Origin of the sequence: Streptomyces sp. NPDC050448 (genome assembly GCF_040655295.1) — a bacterium.
Classification (GTDB): domain Bacteria; phylum Actinomycetota; class Actinomycetes; order Streptomycetales; family Streptomycetaceae; genus Streptomyces.
This window is the reverse complement of the sequence record NZ_JBFAJR010000052.1, coordinates 1-16,090: the sequence shown is the minus strand read 5'-3', so window position 1 is coordinate 16,090 and position 16,090 is coordinate 1. Positions and strand designations below refer to the sequence as shown.

General features: G+C 68.2%; 11 protein-coding genes. 8 read left to right on the top strand and 3 right to left on the bottom strand.

Features of this window, described 5'->3' with window-relative positions:
- Positions 1 to 34: 34 nt before the first annotated feature.
- From AB0I68_RS35850 to AB0I68_RS35825, 6 genes are all read left to right on the top strand, one after another.
- A complete protein-coding gene (locus tag AB0I68_RS35850) occupies positions 35 to 541 on the top strand; it encodes a hypothetical protein (protein ID WP_363181590.1) in 507 nt (168 codons plus the stop codon).
- Between the two features lie 41 nt (positions 542 to 582).
- A complete protein-coding gene (locus AB0I68_RS35845; protein WP_363181589.1) occupies positions 583 to 3,576 on the top strand; it encodes a M48 family metalloprotease in 2,994 nt (997 codons plus the stop codon).
- Positions 3,577 to 4,080: 504 nt separating this feature from the next.
- Positions 4,081 to 4,524 (top strand): hypothetical protein, encoded by a 444-nt coding sequence (locus tag AB0I68_RS35840; RefSeq protein WP_363181588.1) that lies wholly within the window; start codon positions 4,081 to 4,083, stop codon positions 4,522 to 4,524.
- 687 nt (positions 4,525 to 5,211) lie between these two features.
- The gene (locus AB0I68_RS35835) at positions 5,212 to 5,703 is read left to right on the top strand and encodes a hypothetical protein (RefSeq protein WP_363181587.1); all 492 of its coding nucleotides are present in this window, start codon (positions 5,212 to 5,214) and stop codon (positions 5,701 to 5,703) included.
- Positions 5,704 to 5,940: 237 nt separating this feature from the next.
- On the top strand, positions 5,941 to 8,715 hold the full coding sequence (locus AB0I68_RS35830; protein ID WP_363181586.1) for a cation-transporting P-type ATPase: 2,775 nt from the start codon (positions 5,941 to 5,943) through the stop codon (positions 8,713 to 8,715).
- 26 nt (positions 8,716 to 8,741) lie between these two features.
- Entirely contained in the window at positions 8,742 to 9,614 is an 873-nt protein-coding gene (locus AB0I68_RS35825; RefSeq protein WP_363181585.1) for a DUF4365 domain-containing protein, read from the top strand.
- Positions 9,615 to 10,329: 715 nt separating this feature from the next.
- Here the strand turns inward: AB0I68_RS35825 and AB0I68_RS35820 are convergent.
- The 3 genes from AB0I68_RS35820 to AB0I68_RS35810 form a co-directional block, all read right to left on the bottom strand.
- Entirely contained in the window at positions 10,330 to 10,938 is a 609-nt protein-coding gene (locus AB0I68_RS35820; RefSeq protein WP_363181610.1) for a transposase, read from the bottom strand.
- A complete protein-coding gene (locus AB0I68_RS35815; protein WP_363181609.1) occupies positions 10,824 to 11,384 on the bottom strand; it encodes a winged helix-turn-helix domain-containing protein in 561 nt (186 codons plus the stop codon). The genes AB0I68_RS35820 and AB0I68_RS35815 overlap by 115 nt, the downstream gene beginning before the upstream one ends.
- A 324-nt stretch (positions 11,385 to 11,708) precedes the next feature.
- Complete coding sequence (locus AB0I68_RS35810; RefSeq protein WP_363181584.1) at positions 11,709 to 12,248, bottom strand: TetR/AcrR family transcriptional regulator; 540 nt, start codon at positions 12,246 to 12,248, stop codon at positions 11,709 to 11,711.
- Positions 12,249 to 12,605: 357 nt separating this feature from the next.
- Between AB0I68_RS35810 and AB0I68_RS35805 the strand changes: the two genes are divergently transcribed.
- Both AB0I68_RS35805 and AB0I68_RS35800 read left to right on the top strand, forming a co-directional pair.
- Positions 12,606 to 13,991 carry an NAD(P)/FAD-dependent oxidoreductase gene (locus tag AB0I68_RS35805; protein ID WP_363181583.1) on the top strand — a complete coding sequence of 462 codons (1,386 nt, stop codon included), beginning with the start codon at positions 12,606 to 12,608 and terminating at the stop codon, positions 13,989 to 13,991.
- Between the two features lie 217 nt (positions 13,992 to 14,208).
- Positions 14,209 to 15,807 (top strand): serine/threonine-protein kinase, encoded by a 1,599-nt coding sequence (locus AB0I68_RS35800; RefSeq protein WP_363181582.1) that lies wholly within the window; start codon positions 14,209 to 14,211, stop codon positions 15,805 to 15,807.
- The last annotated feature ends 283 nt before the right edge of the window (positions 15,808 to 16,090 follow it).

Below are 16,090 nucleotides of genomic sequence, written 5' to 3'. Positions count from 1 at the left end.
GACTGAGGTCCTGCGGTGGCGACGGGGAGGTCTGATGGGTATCGATTCGGTGGAGCGTGGCGAGGGCTTAGGCCAGAGTCGGGGTCCGTTGCTGGTGGAGGTGGTGCGGGACGTGCTGCGAGAGTTCGCCCCGCAGGAACTGCCGTTGCTGGCCGGGTTAGAACAGTTCGATGACGCGGAGATCGGCCGACGGTTCGCCACCGGCACGAAAGGAGATGATCCGCTCGGCTTCGGCGTGGGCGAGGTCGTTGTGCTAGTGACGCCGATCATCTGGGGTGCTGTCCAGAAGGTCACCGACCGGCTGGCGGAGTCGGCGTCGGACGGCCTGCAAACGCGAGTTCGTGCTCTGTTCCGCAGGCGGAGGGTCGGTACCGAGCCGGCGCCACTGCCCCACTTCGGTCCCGCCGAACTGCTCGAAGTGCAGAGCCGGGTAGTGGAGATGGCTAGCAAGGCAGGTATGGAGCGGGCCAGGGCCGAACAACTCGCCGCCAGCGTCGTCGGTCGTATCCAGCTCGGCAGCGTGGGCACCGACGCAACATGAGGGCGGCGGCGGCCGCCGCGCCGACCCACGACCAATCGGCCGTGCTCGATGAACGGGTGCTGGCCGCCGGTACGACCCAGAGGTTCGTCCTGCTCCTGGTGCTCTTCGTCGCGGCGAGCACAGGGGTGGCTCATGACCTGGCCTCGCGGGTAGCCGCCGTCTCCGGTAACGGCCACCCTGGAGACCTGGTCTGGGTGTCGTACGCCGCCCCGGTCGTACTCGTCGGCGTGACGGTATGGCTATACCGGAGGCTGCCGGACTGGAAAGAGCGGCGCTCGGGGGTCGTTCCGCTGGCGGAGATCGGAGACGGCGGTACGTTGGCCGCCGAGTTCGACCGCCTCGCGGAGGCATTCGTGGGGGCAGGGGAGCTGAGTGCCCGGCCGCGGTTCGTCGTGGCCCCCGGAGCGGTAACCGCAAGCGCCGTTGTCTTTGGCACACAACGCGCGCCTACGGTGCGGCTCAACGCTGGTCTCGTCGTCACCCGGGAGACCGCCCCGAAGCGGTTTGGGGCTATCTTCCTGCACGAGTTGGCGCACATTCACAACCGCGACGTCGGCATCACCTACGCGACGGTGGCGATGTGGCGGGTGCTGCTCTGCGCCGTGCTGCTCCCCGATGTCGCGGTGATCGTCACCACCCGGCTGGTCGGCGGCACTGCGCCCGGGGCAGCCCCGGTGTTCCAGGATGCCCTCATCATCGTGATGGCCTACCTCACCCGGGCCGATATCCTGCGTACCCGCGAACTCTATGCCGACCGAACGGCCGTGCGCCGGTGGCGAGTCAACAGCAATGACCTGCTGCCCGATCGGTACGACGGTTATGACGCTGCCCCGTACCAAAGCCGCCGGGCACGGGCCACTGCCGCCTTTACGGAGGTGTGGCGCAACCACCCGTCATGGCGGCTGCGTAGCCAGTCGCTGACCGCCCCCGAAGCGCTGTTCGCGCTGCGAGCACTGCCGGTGTTCGGCACCGGGCTGACAGCCGCTATCGCGTCCGCGCAACTTGCCTCGCCTGTCGGCGCGGCCGGGTCCTGGGCCGGGATGGTGCAGTACCTGCTCATCGCCGGACTGACCGTGGGCGTCGGTGGGGTGGCGCTGTGGCGGGCCATGGTGCACGCGGTGCTCACGGGGCGTCGGTTGCCCTCCAGCTGGGTCGCCGGCGTGTGGTTGGGAACCGGTCTGGCCGTCGGCGAGTTGACGGCCAGCGTGGGCGAGGCGGGGCAGCCGCTGCCCGCGCACCCGGAGGTCCTCCTGCTCCTGGTTGCCGTGGTGGTTGTGCTGACCGCCTGGACGGGGCAGTTCGCAGAGCTGCGGATCAGGACATACCGTGGCGAGTCGCTGAACAGTGCCATGATCACCGGACTGATGGCCCCCGGTCTCGTCCTGGCCTTTGTCTTACTGTGGTGGCACACCGAACAGTGGGTCACCGGCTGGCACTTCTCCATTGAGGATCAACTTGCCCGGGCCGACCTATCTGCCGCACATGCACCGTGGCTGCTGCGGCTGACCGCCCTGCTGACCGCATTGCCGGGCAGTGACTTGGGTTTTTCGGGCCTATGGTGGGCGGTGCCGCTCCTCTGGTTGGTCCCGCTCCAACTATGGCTCGCCCGGTTGCCGATGGCTGCCCCAAGTGTGCTGGTCAGGGCTGGACGGGCCGTCGACGGCGCGTTCACGCGACTGGAGCGTTCGATGCCAAGTTGGTTCCAGCCCGTACTGGTGAACGTGCTGTTTGGGGCCATGGTGGCCACGCTGTTTGCGGGGCTGTTCGGCCTCCTCCTGCTCATGATGGTGGCCGGACCCGCAGGCTTCTTCGTGATTGCACTGCTTGCCTGGCTCCTCTTTCTGGCGGTGTGGCGGGCCGTGCACACAGAGAAATGGCGGGACCTGAGCAAGGCCAAGAAGAAGGGCAATTGGCTGGATCATGCGCAGCCGGGGGCGGTGCCGCCCGCCGTGAATGCGCCCGACCTGGACTGGGTCGTACGGACCGGTGAGTTCGGTGGGCTTGCCTGCCTTCTCGGCCTGCTGGCCGAGCCGCTGATCGCCCGTCCCGCGCTCGCGGCGCACAGCTGGCGGGTCGACAGTAACCTCGACCTGGCATGGGCCGTACTGGTGATCTGCACGACGATGGCCGTGGTGGCCGTCTGGGTCGGGGCGTCCGCCAAGAGCCGATACCCGCTGATCACCACACTCATCGCGGCAGGAATCACCGGGGTGACCGGCGTTATCGGCCAGTACTTGAAAGGCAGCGTCGACGGCTGCCTCGGACCGCTTAACAACCTGACGACCACCTGCAGCTGGTACCCCATCCGCTTCCTACCGCTGGCCGAATACACGCTCGGCTACGTGCTCGCCCCCGGACTGCTCCTCTCCGCGGTCGTCGGTGCTCTGGCCCACGCCGGTAGTTCACTGCTACGAAGCCGCGCCCACGCTCGGACCATCGCCGCCGCGACTGGTGGCACCGCCGGGGTGGGTCCCCTCGCCAGGCCGCGGGTCATGGTGGGCTGCGTCAACGCGGTCGCTGTCAGCCTGGTCCTATCCGTTACCGCCTACCAGGCGATCGTCATGGTCGCCCCTCTACCACGGGACGACCTGCTCTTCGAATACGCCACGTCCCCGACCGGGCACATCCGTACGGGAATCTCCCCGCTAGCCGACTGGGTGCGGTACGCGGGCGACACGGTGGACCGGTACGGGGGCGCGATCGACACACTGGCCAATGTGGAGAAGGCGGCAGCCGGCGACCCCGACGACGTACGGACCGTGGCACGGATGGCTATTCCCGCCTGCGAAGAGCTGTCCTCCCTCAAGGAGAACGCCAGGGACGACGCCCGGCTGTACGACCCGGCCGTGCCTGTCGCAGCCGAGCGCCTGTGGGTTCGCTACCTCGCTGACGTCCGGACCACCGCTGCCGACTGCCTGGTCCTGACCCGGGCCACGACATCCGCTGCTGTCAGCACGGCGCTTACTGCCATCGATAGAGACGTCACGGCCACGCTCGCCTCGGCACAGAAACTTGCCGATCGAGTGGGTCACTGATCCGCCCGTCCCTCTTCAAAAGGCACCCTTCACGCGGGGAACCCAGGCTGAGTCGCGATCCTGATTCGAGCCGAGCGCAGAAGAACGACAGGCTAGGAGGAGGGTGATGAGGCTCGCTGAAACCGGTCACCCCCTGCTTGGGGGTGACCTCACACCTGCTCGATGGATCTCCCCACCTACACGGCACCTGACCTGCGGTCGGGCGCCACAAGGGAGGGGCCGCCCGATAGCCAGCCAGGTCCAGGGGCGGGGCGAGCAGTCCAGGATGGGCGAAGCCCAGCGCAACGCGCCGCCGAAGGCGTCCTTGACGGCTCGGCACGGCCCGCACACTCCACAAGCGGGGCGGCCCCGGCTCGCCACCTGCGACGCGCTCACTCCCGCTCCCCACTCGCTTGAGTAGCGAAGCAAGTGGAGCGACGAGTAGCCCTGGCCGAATCCAGAGATCCTCATCAGAGGGGAACAGTGCACGGTTGGAATACCCCCCTCCCGCCAGTAACCCTCGGCTTGCGCACCGGCTGCTGCCCCGATGCGGGCGACGGGCGCCCGCTGATCTACGGGCACGTCTTCAAGACCGCCCGCGACGAGGACGGCAATCGCCTCTCCCGCGGCCAGATGCGCGACGTCCCCTGGGTCGCCATCCCGCCGGCCAGGCGCGCCATCCAGGTCCTCGAACGGATGGTCCCTGCCGACGGCCTCCGCTTCGGCGCCACCGCCCACGACTTCCCCAAGCACCGCACCTACCCCGGAGCGCTGAACCCGCCCACGATGAACCGCCGCATCGAGGACTTCATCATCTGGGCATCCGCCCTGGCCGGCCGCTGCGGACGTCCCCACGAGACGATCCCTGACGACCCTCACGGCGCCATCGGGACCGAGCGGTTCCGCCGCACCCTGGCCTGGCACATCGCCCGCCGTCCCGGCGGGCTCGTCGCCCTGGCCATCCAGTAGGGCCACATGCGTACCGCCGTCAGCGCCGCTACGCCGCACGAAGCCGCGACGGCATCCACGACCTCCTCGACATCGAGACCGCCCGCGCCACCGCCGACACCCTCGCCGCCCTCCACGAGGATCTGGCCGAAGGCGCCGGCATCTCCGGGCCGGCTGCCCCGGCGGGCGATCCACGCCGCCGCCCAGGCGCCGACGTTCGCAGGCTCGATCCGCAGTGCCCGTCAGGCAACGAAGCCCTCGTCGGCGCGCTGCACCAGGCCGTAACGGAGAACCGGCTCCTGCGCCAGCAAGCCTCAGAGCAGCACCGCAACATCCTTGTCCTGCCCACCAGTTCGGCCGCAGCACCGGACCGTCCCTCCCCGCACGGGAGATCTCCTCGCGACCATCGACCGCCACGGACTGTGTCTATCAGGATACGTAGTGCAGTGATGCCGACTTAGGTTGTGGGACTTCTTCATGTCGCGGCCCGCAGGTCCAGTAGGGGTAAGGCCGGTGACCGTGTGGCCCTTGAGGGGCGGGCGGGGCGGTGCGGAGATGGGTGAGGGCACCGGGCCGAGAGAGGGTGAGCTCATCATGTAGGCGTTCGGACCCTGGAGAATCTGCCCTGCGCGGGCGCGAGGAACGCCGCAGCGGGGTGTGCTGTGCGATCGGCTCCAGCGGCCGTCGGACCGGCTGGAGGTGCAGTTGATGCGGCTGCTGTGGATTATCTCGGCGGTCGCCATACCGCTGGCTGCCTGGTTGGCGGCCAGCGCTGCCCACGGATACTACGCCGAGGTGCGCCGTGCCCAGCTGGCCTCGCGTCATGTCGTTGACGCCAAGGTACTCGCGGATAACGTCAACCAGGGCGGCTTGCGTTCGGATGGTGCGCGGGCGCCTGCGGAATGGCATGACGCCGCCGGGTATCACCGTACGGTCGTTGAAGCGGCTGTGGGGCTGCGAGAGGGCGGACACCTGCAGATCTGGCTCGATGGTCGAGGCTGCGTCACCGCGCCTCCCATTCGCCCGTCGGCGCCCGTGGCGGCGGGCGCTGTCGTGGGCACCGGCGCCTCTGCTGGTACCGCTGCGGCGGTCTTCGCGGTCCGCAGGACCCTCGCTCTCTCCCTGGAACGGCAGCGGCTCCTCGCGTGGGGCCGTGAACGGGAGCGGGTGGAACCTCGCTGGACCGGCCGCACGGTATGACCGATGACCGCTCAGGGAGCGTTGCGCTCCCGTCGACGCAGCTGCTCTGCGTCTTTGGCGCGGGCATAGGGCGTGACCGGGTGCGGGGGGTGTCGGCGTGACTGGCTCCGGTGGAGGGCGGCGCGCACCCTGAAAGTGGAATGGTCGGGCGCCGCGGAGAAGGTGGTGGTGGCGATGCAGTGCGTGATAGCGGCCCGGTGGGGCCCCCGCCTGGGCCTTGCTTCGGGGTGAGGGGTGGTGTCCGGCGAGCTCGGGGTGTCGGAGCCGGCGGCTGCGCCGTTGGACCCTGAGGAGCGGGTGGAGCTGCTGCTGCGGGATCTGCGCAGTACGCGGCAGGGGCTCACCGCGCGGGAGGCGGCCCGGCGGCTGGTGCATTACGGGCCGAACATGCTGCGCCGGCGCGGTGGCCGGCGCTGGCCCGGGGAGCTGGCGCGGCAGTTCACCCATCCACTGGCGCTGCTGCTGTGGGCGGCGGCGCTGCTGGCGTGGTGGGCGGGGATCGCCGCGGTGACGCTGGCCGTCGTTGTGGTGATCGTGGTCAATGCGGCTTTCGCGTTCGTGCAGGAGATGCAGGCCGAGCGGGCGGTGGAAGCGCTGGCGGCCTATCTGCCGGAGCAGGCGAAGGCGCTGCGCGACGGGCGGGAGCAGGTGGTCGATGCGGTCGATCTGGTTCCCGGGGATGTCCTGGTGGTGGAGGAGGGGGACCGGATCTCTGCTGACGCGCGGCTGATCACGGGAGGGGTCGAGGTCGACCTGTCGGCGCTGACGGGCGAGTCGGTACCCGCCTACCGGTCCGCCGATCTCGCCGATGTGCATGTGCCGCTCTTGCAGGCCCGGGACCTGGTGTTCAGCGGGACCGTGTGCACGGAAGGCGAGGGGCGGGCTCTGGTGTTCGCCACCGGCATGCACACCGAGCTGGGGCGGATCGCCGCGCTCTCGGAGCGGGTGGAGCGGGAGGTCAGCCCACTGGAGAGCCAGGTGCGACGGGTGGCCTGGCTGATCGCGCTGATCGCGGTGGTCATGGGCCTGGCGTTCTTGCCGGTGGCGGTGTACGGGGCGAAACTGCCGTTCCACGACGCGGTCGTCTTCGCGGTCGGCCTGCTCGTCGGCAACGTCCCCGAAGGGCTGCTGCCGGTCATCACCCTGGCACTGGCCCTGGGGGTGCGGGAGCTGGTACGGCGCGGGGCGGTCGTCAAGCGGCTCAGCGCGGTGGAAACCCTGGGCTCGGCGGACGTGATCTGTACGGACAAGACCGGCACACTGACCGAGAACCGCATGCACGTCGCCACCGTGTGGACCACCGCCGGACCACAGCACCTCACCGGCGCCGACACCGAGCAGGCAACGACAGACAACGCGACCCTGGCCTGCCTCGCGGCGGTGATGACCCGCTGCAACAACGCCCAGCCCGCCACCGGCAACAGCAACATCACAGCGATCGGCGATCCCACCGAGCTTGCCCTGCTTGAAGCAGCCGGCCGTCTGGGCCACGGCCTCACTACAGCGGAGCGGGAACGGGGCCGCCGGCGCCAGTTCCACTTCGACCCGGTGCTCAAGCTGATGTCCACCGTGGACGAACGCGATCACGGAGTGTGGACGGACACCAAGGGCGCACCCGAAGCCGTGGTCCCGCGCTGCAGCCGGATCCTGTGGACCGACGCGAGCACCCAGACCCTCACCGACGACGTCCGCCGCCGGGTCGAGGAGCAGGTCGATGCCCTTGCCCGGCAGGGACTACGGGTCCTGGCCCTGGCCGAGCGCCCCCTGGACACCGCCGCCCTGCCCGAAAGCCGTGCCGAAGCCGAGCAGGACCTGACCCTGATCGGCCTGGCGGCCATGGCCGACCCGCCCCGCCCCGAAGTGGCCGAGGCCGTCGCCCACTGCCACGGCGCAGGCATCAGAGTCCTCATCGTCACCGGCGACCACGCCCTGACCGCCGCAGCCATCGCCCACCAGGTCGGCATAGGCGGACCGCACCCGCGGGTGGTCACCGGCGAAGAACTCGACCACATGCCCGAGGATGCGCTCGACCAGCTGCTGCGCCACAACCGGGAGCTGATCTTCGCCCGCAGCTCACCGGAGGCCAAGCTGCGCATCGCCGACGCTCTGCGCGCCGAGGGCCATGTGGTGGCCATGACCGGCGACGGTGTCAACGACGCCCCCGCCCTGCGGCGCGCCGACATCGGCGTGGCCATGGGACGCTCCGGCACCGACGTGGCCCGCGAAGCGGCCACCATGGTCCTCACCGACGACAACTTCGCCACCATCGTCACGGCCGTAGGGGCCGGGCGCCGGATCTACGACAACATCCGCAAGTTCATCTGCTACATCTTCGCCCACACCACCCCCGAGATCACCCCGTTCCTGGTGTTCGCCCTCGGCGGTGGAGCGATCCCGCTCCCCCTGACCGTGCTGCAGCTGCTGGCCTTCGACGTCGGCACCGAAACCCTGCCCGCCCTCGCCCTGGGCCGCGAGCGGGCCGAACCCGGCCTGATGGAGCGCCCGCCACGCCCCCGCTCCGAAGGCGTCATCCGCGGCTCCATGCTCCTGCGCGCCTGGCTCTTCCTCGGTGTCATCTGCGCCGCCCTGCAGATGGCAGGGTTCTTCGCCGTCCTCATCCACGCCGGCTGGCACCCCGGCGACCCCACCGGCCCCGGCGCCCCACTGCACCACGCCTACCAGCAGGCCACTACCATGACCTTCCTCGGCATGGTCGCCGGCCAGATCGGCACCGCCTTCGCCGCCCGCACCGACCACGCCTCCCTGCGCTCCATCGGCGTCTTCACCAACCCCCTGCTGCTGTGGGGCATCGGCTTCGAACTCGCCCTGGCCGCGCTGTTCATCTACGCCCCGCCCTTCCAGCACCTCCTGGGCACCGCCGCCCTCACCCCCGCCATGGTCGCGCTCGTCATCCCGTTCCCCTTCGTGGTGTGGTGCGCCGACGAACTACGACGCTGGCTCCTACGCCGACGAGCACACGCGCCGACCGCCGCCCATCACAACAGCCTGTAACTCCGACTGATTTCGAGTGGGGAACGGTGTCAACTGTACGTTCTAGCCGCCGAATTGAGCGGGCTGGCGTCAACGCCCTGCGTGCACTCCTCAAAAAATATGATCACATCGTTCAGGAAATCGACGGCGGAAACGACCGCGGTGAAGACATGATCGCAAACTTCACGCGGGGCGGGAAACGAACAGGCTGCCGGATTGCCATTCAGGTAAAGAGCGGCAAAAAATACAAGCGAGCCAACGGGTACACCATCCCCGTAGAAGACCACTTCGACGCCTGGCGGCAGAGCCGGATCCCCATCGTTGGCGTCGTGTACGACATGAAGAGGAAGCAGCTGTTCTGGGTCAATCTCACCGGACAGTTACGATCCACGGAAGACAGCCCCGGCTGGGTGCAATTGGCAAACACGGCCCGACTCAACGCGGACACCGCGGATGGATTCCATTCAGAAATCTCATCCTACGCGGGCGATGTGCGGATGTGCATTCGCGCAGCCAATCAGGAAGAGGCTTTCACAGAAGCCGTCCGCGCGCGACAAGGACTGGATCCTGAAACCGCACCCAACCCTCTTTTCGAAGGAATGGCCGACTTCGCCCTTCGACGCGAGGAACAACTTCATGTAATCGCACGAGACTTGCGGCGATCCATCCCGATCCAAGCTCTGGTCTTGATCATGCTATGGGAGTGGCCCCGGCAGATCCGCTTCGTTGAGGGATCCACGGACATGAACCCCGCCCCGTGGGTTTTTGGTCTCTATTCTTTCATGTTCCTAATGACCCTCACAATCTTCTTTGAATTGAGGGCTGGTCGAAAACCAAGGAAACCGGCAATTAGGCTGATTCTTATAGCGAGCAACTTCCTGCGGCTTCCAATCATGGACCCCGATGGCGATCGCGGCTGATGGGGGACGACATGGATCATCGCTGGAATCATCATCTCGTCTTTCAGTATCAAACTCCTCTACATCAGCTTCATCAGCTACGCCCGAGACCGAAAGAAGAAGAGATACCGAGAAGGTTCCTGACCGCAGAGACTTGCTAGAGCACGGGGAATACCTGGTCGGAAGCCACCGCGCGTAAAGATGGGCCGCCCGAAAGGCTCCCGACCGCTCCCACACCCTCCCATCGCACCCGAACCCCGCCGCCCCCGGGCACCGCGCGCACCAAGATCAGGACCGGGCCGCGCAGCCTTGACGAAGACCTCGGCAGCCGTCTCGATCTCCGTGGCGGTGGTCCAGCAGCCGAACTCAGCGGCGTCGTCTTCGTCGCCGCCGGCCTCGCCCTCGCCCTCGCCCTCGCCCTACGCGACACCGCCGCCCACGTCGCCCTCGAACTCGCCCACCCCGCCTGGCGCGCCAACACGCTGGGCACCTACCGCCTCTGGCGCGACATCGGCCACGCCGCCTGCGCCCTCGCCGCCGGCATCCTCGCCGACGCCTTCGGGCTGAACGCCACCGTCATCGCGGCCGCCGTCCTCACAGCCGGCTCCGGGCTCCTCGCGGCCCGCTGGATCACCGAACACCCCACCCACCGCTGACCGGAGTGCCGGAAGGGACACGGCGGCACCGCAACACACTCTTCTACGCAGGCCTGAGCTGCCTTACTGACTTCGGCGTTTCAAGGTGAGGCTGGGGTGTCGAGGGTGAGTCCGGTGCCGGCTATGAAGCCGTCGAGGGTGTGGGGCCGGTATTGAAGGCGTTTGAGGCGGTTGCGGAACAGGGTTTCAAGGCAGTCGAGGGCCATGACGGCGAGGTTGGCGAGGCTGCGTTTGACGTGTGCCCATACCCACTCGACGGGGTTGAGGTCGGGTGAGTAGGCGGGCAGTAGGAACACTGTCAGCCACTCGCGCTCGGCTACGAGTTCCCGCATCCTGCGGGAGACGTGGGTGTTCAGGCGGTCCCAGACCAGCACGATCGGCGCCCTGACCAGCTGATGGACCCCGTCGATCAGCGCGATGAAGTCCCGCTCGCTCATACTGCGACGTGCGCGTTTCCCCGCAGGATGGCTGCGCAGGCGGTGACACAGCCGGGTCCGGGAACCCGGACGCATCGCGATCAGCCCGGCCACCGACAGCCGTCCCGAACGCCGGCCGCTGATGGTGACGACCGGAGTCACCCCACGCCGGCCCCAGGTCCGCCCCCTCGGCGGCCTGCGGGTGAACCCGGCTTCGTCCTCGAAACAGACGTAGCCCCCGCAGGCCGCCCGGACCCTTTTACCTCCGCCCAGGTCGCCTCCCGCCACACCTTCACGGCCTGCTCATCGCGCTCAGCGACCCGCCGCGCGGGCACCTGCGGGGAGAACCCGAGCCGATGCATCAACCGAGTGGCACCCGAGACGCTGTAAGAGACATGGAACTTCCTGCCGATCAGCGTGGCAACCCTCGACGCGGTCCACACCTGGTCCTCCACCCAGCCATGCGCGGCCGGCCCCTCCTCCAAAAACCCCGCCAGTCTCTCCAGGCAGTACGGGGACAGCCGGCACCGAGACCCATTCGGACCGCGCGAGGCCAGAGCTTGAACACCCCCGTCCCGCCACAACTGCTGCCACACGTAAGCCGACTTCACGCTCACCCGCAGCCGACGGGCCACCTCCGACGGCTTGACCTGCTGCTCGAACAGTTCAGCCGCCTGCATCCGTACCGTCTCGCGCCGCTGACGTCCTGCCGGCGTCAGACCGCCCCCATCCGCATATCTCACACACCACGGATACAGCCACCCACCCACACCCAGCAGCGACTTCGCAACAATTCACCCCAACGAGCTGAAGTCAGTACCGTCATACACATGGCCAACGGGGTGTACCACACCAGTACGACATAAAGATCAATCTGACGCACGAAAACCTGGTCCATGAGGACCGGCCCGGACTCCTCAACGAGATCACCCGGTCTGTGGGCGAGCGGCCCGCGACCTGCTCCAGTGCCTCCAGGACCACGAAGGCGGCTCCTGCGAGTGCGCGCAGGCTTGGCGCGCACGGCCAACGCCGTCGGGGCACCCTCAGGCGAAGGCGCCGTGCCGCAGGATCCCCTGGATGAACTCGGGTGCCTGCCGGGCGCCCATGTGCCCCTCCAGGGTCAGCTCCCAGGCGGTCTCGGCGATGCTGCAGAAGGTGGAAGCAAGCCACGGAGCGGGCATGTCCGTTCGCAGGAGGCCTGCCTTCTGTGCCCGTTCGACGAAGGAAACAGTACGACGGAAAACGAGCGACGCGCGGTCGCTCGCCTGATCGGCACCGAGTGCTTCCGGTTCCACGTAGACCAGGTTCCACAGCTGGGCGAAGGGCCTGTAGTCGCCGATCAGCTCGTCGAGCATGCGGGACGTGGGGACCGCTTCGCCCTCCACGCGGGACAGGGCCTGTTCACAGTCGTCCAGAATCTTGTTCGCCACGGCCTGGAGGAGGTGCTGGCGAGTGGGAAACAGCCTCACCAGGGTGGCCCGGCTGATCCCGGCTCGCGCGGCAATGGCCTGCATGGACGCTGCGCGATCTTTCGACAGGAACGGAATGGCTGACTCCAGGACTTCCGCCGCATCCGTACGCATAACCGGCTGAAACCTCCACGCTTCTATTGACACACTCATGTTTCAAATTATGCTCTACAGTGTCATCGTCATTGTACTGAACGGAGGGGGTGCCCCCATGCCTCCATCGCGCATCGACAGCGGTCGCACGGGTTGCCTCCTCATAGCGCGCGACCGGCTTCCCTTCCGCACGGCGTGACCATGCCCGGCGGTGATCAAGAACAGACACGGGAAAGCCTTCACCCGGGGTCATAGCCACGTCCCGCACGGCCGCCTCGCAGACTCCCCGTCATGCCCGCTCCGACCACGTCGGGCCTGCGGTACCCCTCCTGATCCGCCTTGCCCTCATCCAGAACGCAGATCGGCACAAACATGACCATGCACCGTCGACGGTTCCTCGTGAGCATCGGCCTCGGCGTGCCCGCCGCGGGCCTGCTGGCCGCCTGCCAAACCGACGACCTCGAAGCCGCCGGGACGTCCTCCTCCTCGGCGCGCCCAGGAGTCATCGTCATCGGCGCGGGCATCAGCGGCCTGGCCGCAGCCCGCCACCTCGTCGACCAGGGAGAGGACGTCCTCGTCCTGGAAGCCCGAGACCGCATCGGCGGCCGCATCTGGACCAGCGGTGCCTGGAACGGGGCACCCGTCGACCTCGGCGCCTCCTGGATCCACGGCATCGACAAGAACCCCATCACGGACCTGGCCGCCAAGGCCGAGGCCAAGACGGTCGTGACCGACCCCGAAAGCACCACCGAGTACCTTCCCGACGGCCACGAAGCCGAAGGAGCCCAGGCCCAGGCCCTCACACGCTGGCGGGACCAGACCGCCGACGCGCTCGCCCGCTACCAGGACGAGCAGGACCGCGACGCGCCCATGCGCGGCGTCGTTGAACGCGCCCTGCGCTTCTCCGCGCTGCCCGACGGCGACAAGGCCATGGTCAACAACGCCCTGAACGACTACGAGCACGAGTACTCCGGCAGCACCTCACAGATGTCCACCCTTTACTTCGACAGCGACGCCGCCCTCAAGGGCGACGACGTCCTCTTCCCCAAGGGATACGGGCAGATCACCGACCACCTCGCCCGCGGCCTCGCCATCCGCCTCGGCCAGCAGGTCGAAAACATCGACTGGAACTCCCGGGGTGTCACCGTCCGTACGACCAAGGACACTTTCCACGCCGACCAGGTCGTCGTCACCCTGCCCCTCGGCGTCCTGCAGAGCGGCACGGTCACTTTCGGTCCCGGTCTTCCCCCGACCAAGCGCACCGCGATCGACGGGCTGGGCATGGGTGTCCTCAACAAGTGCTACCTGAAGTTCCCCCGGAAGTTCTGGCCCGACACCGACTGGCTGAACTACGTACCGCCTGTGGGCAAGTACGGCCAATGGGCCCAGTGGATCAACGTCACCCGCGCCAACGGCGAACCCGTCCTGCTCGGATTCAATGCCGCGGACTTCGGTCGCACCATCGAAGACTGGGACGACGGCAAGATCATCGCAAGTGCCATGCAGACCCTGAAGCCCATCTTCGGACAGGACATCCCCGAACCGGTCGGCCATCAGATCACTCGCTGGGCCTCCGACCCCTACGCCCGCGGCTCCTATTCCTACTACAAAGTCGGCTCCAACCCCGCGATGCGCGACCAGCTCGCGTCCCGTATCGCCGATCGCGTCTACTTCGCAGGCGAGGCGACCAGCCGCAACTCCGCGGCCACCGTTCACGGCGCCTACCTCTCCGGCATCAGGGCAGCCAAGGAGGTCATCGCCTGACAAGCCGCACCAGGCCACCGTCCCCGCCGCGCCCCCACGGCGGGGACGAAGCCACGCCCCCGCACGATCAGTTCGGCGACAGGCGCAAGGCCGAGGCCCCCTCCGTGCACCAGCCGTCCCCTCCCGCACGCCCGAAACCCGCCCTGCCCTACAGCCAGCGTCTCTCCAAGGCCACAAGCCCCTCGATGCACAGCCTGCTTTCACGCACGGAGCCATCATGAACACACAGCCGTCCGCTGCCCCGCCGCCGGCCTTCAAGCCCCTGGCCCAGGACGATCCCCGCCAGATCGGCAGCTACCGGCTCTCCGCGCGGCTCGGCGCTGGTGGCATGGGCTTCGTCTACCTGGCGCACACCCCCGGCGGACGCCCCGTCGCGCTCAAGGTGATCCGTCCCGAACTGGCCACCGACCCCGAGTTCCGCCACCGCTTCGCCCAAGAGGTCGCCAGCGCCAGGCGGATCCACGGCCTCTACACCGCACAAGTCATCGACGCCGGCCCCGACGCCCCCACGCCCTGGCTCGCCACCACCTACGTTTCCGGCCCCTCCCTCCAGCACGTCATCCATCAGCACGGCCCCCTCCCCGAACGAACCGTTCTACTCCTCCTGGTCGGCATCGCCGAAGCACTCCAAGCCATCCACGCCGCGGGCGTGGTCCATCGCGACCTCAAACCCGGCAACGTCCTCATCGCTCCCGACGGCCCCAAGGTCATCGACTTCGGCATAGCCCGCGCAGCCGACGCCAGCCCGTTGACCGGCACCGGCTTGCGCATCGGATCCCCCGGCTTCATGGCACCCGAACAAATCCTCGGCCGGCCCGCCACACCCGCCACCGATGTGTTCGCCCTCGGCGCCCTCATCGTTGACGCTGCCACCGGGAGAACCCCCTTCGGCGACGGCCCCGAACACGCCGCCCTCTACCGTGCCGTCCACGAGCAGCCCAACCTCACCGGCCTGTCCGCCGCCCTGCACCATCTGGTCAGCCAGTGCCTGGCCAAGGACCCCGCAGAACGCCCCAGCACCGACTGGCTGATCGACACGGCACGCCATCACGCCGCCGCCGGCGGCAGAAACCTGAGCTTCACCGACGGATGGCTTCCCGCACACGTCAGCGCCGCCTTCAGACTCCACACCGCCCCCACAGAGCCGCCTGCGACCGAGCTGGACTCCGCGGCAGTACCTGTCGGCACACCCGCACCGTCCCCCGTCAGCCCCCAGTCGCCCGCCCCCAACAGGCACAAACGCCCCACCCGTCATTCCACCCTCCGTCGCACCGCGTTGCTCGCAGCGCTCGCCGTTCTCGGAGGCGGCATACTCCTCTACTCACTCCCCGAAATGACCGCGCGCACGGGAGACGAACGCGATGGCACCAACCCCGGCGCCACACAGCTCTCCCCCACAAGTGCCGCCCTCTCCCCCACGGCCGCACCACGCCCCAGGCCGGGGGACTACACCGCCCAGTACACCGACCGAGAACTGACGTCTCCGGACTCGGACTACGAGATCGACCTCAAAGCCGGACGAGTCACTCGTGAAACCCCTGACTGGTACCTGGGACGCGAGGCCGGCGAGTTCTACGTCCCGGACGACGGCATCGCCTACATCGCACCCACCGGTTCCCTCACCCTCCCCGACTGCCTCACCGGCCTCGACACTCAGCCGGCCGCCTCCCTTCCCTTCACCGCGCTGCGGAACAACCGCGCCTTCTGCATCCGCGCCTACGGAAACCGTGACATCGCCATCGTCCGCACCCTCAACAACGCCTCCGACGACGGACCCGTGGAAGTCTCGATCACCTACTACCGCCGGGCTGTCTAGGGCACTCCGTCAGTCGAGGGCTCGCCGGTCACCATGGCCTCCAGGTGCCTGCGCCCGCCTCAACCTGCGCCAGGCGGGGGGCCTGTGGTGCCTCGCCGGCAAGCGACGTACCCGCACCTGGGACACCTTGAGCTGTGCAAGGGCTCGCCCGGCAGCGCCAACGGGTGATCTCCGGCCGCGCCCGGGACCTGAGCTTGGCGTTTAACGTTGCTGGTCACTCGACCTGCTGAGATCCCCGGGATCTGGGCGTACGTGACGCGGCCGTTCTTCACGCTTCGAGATG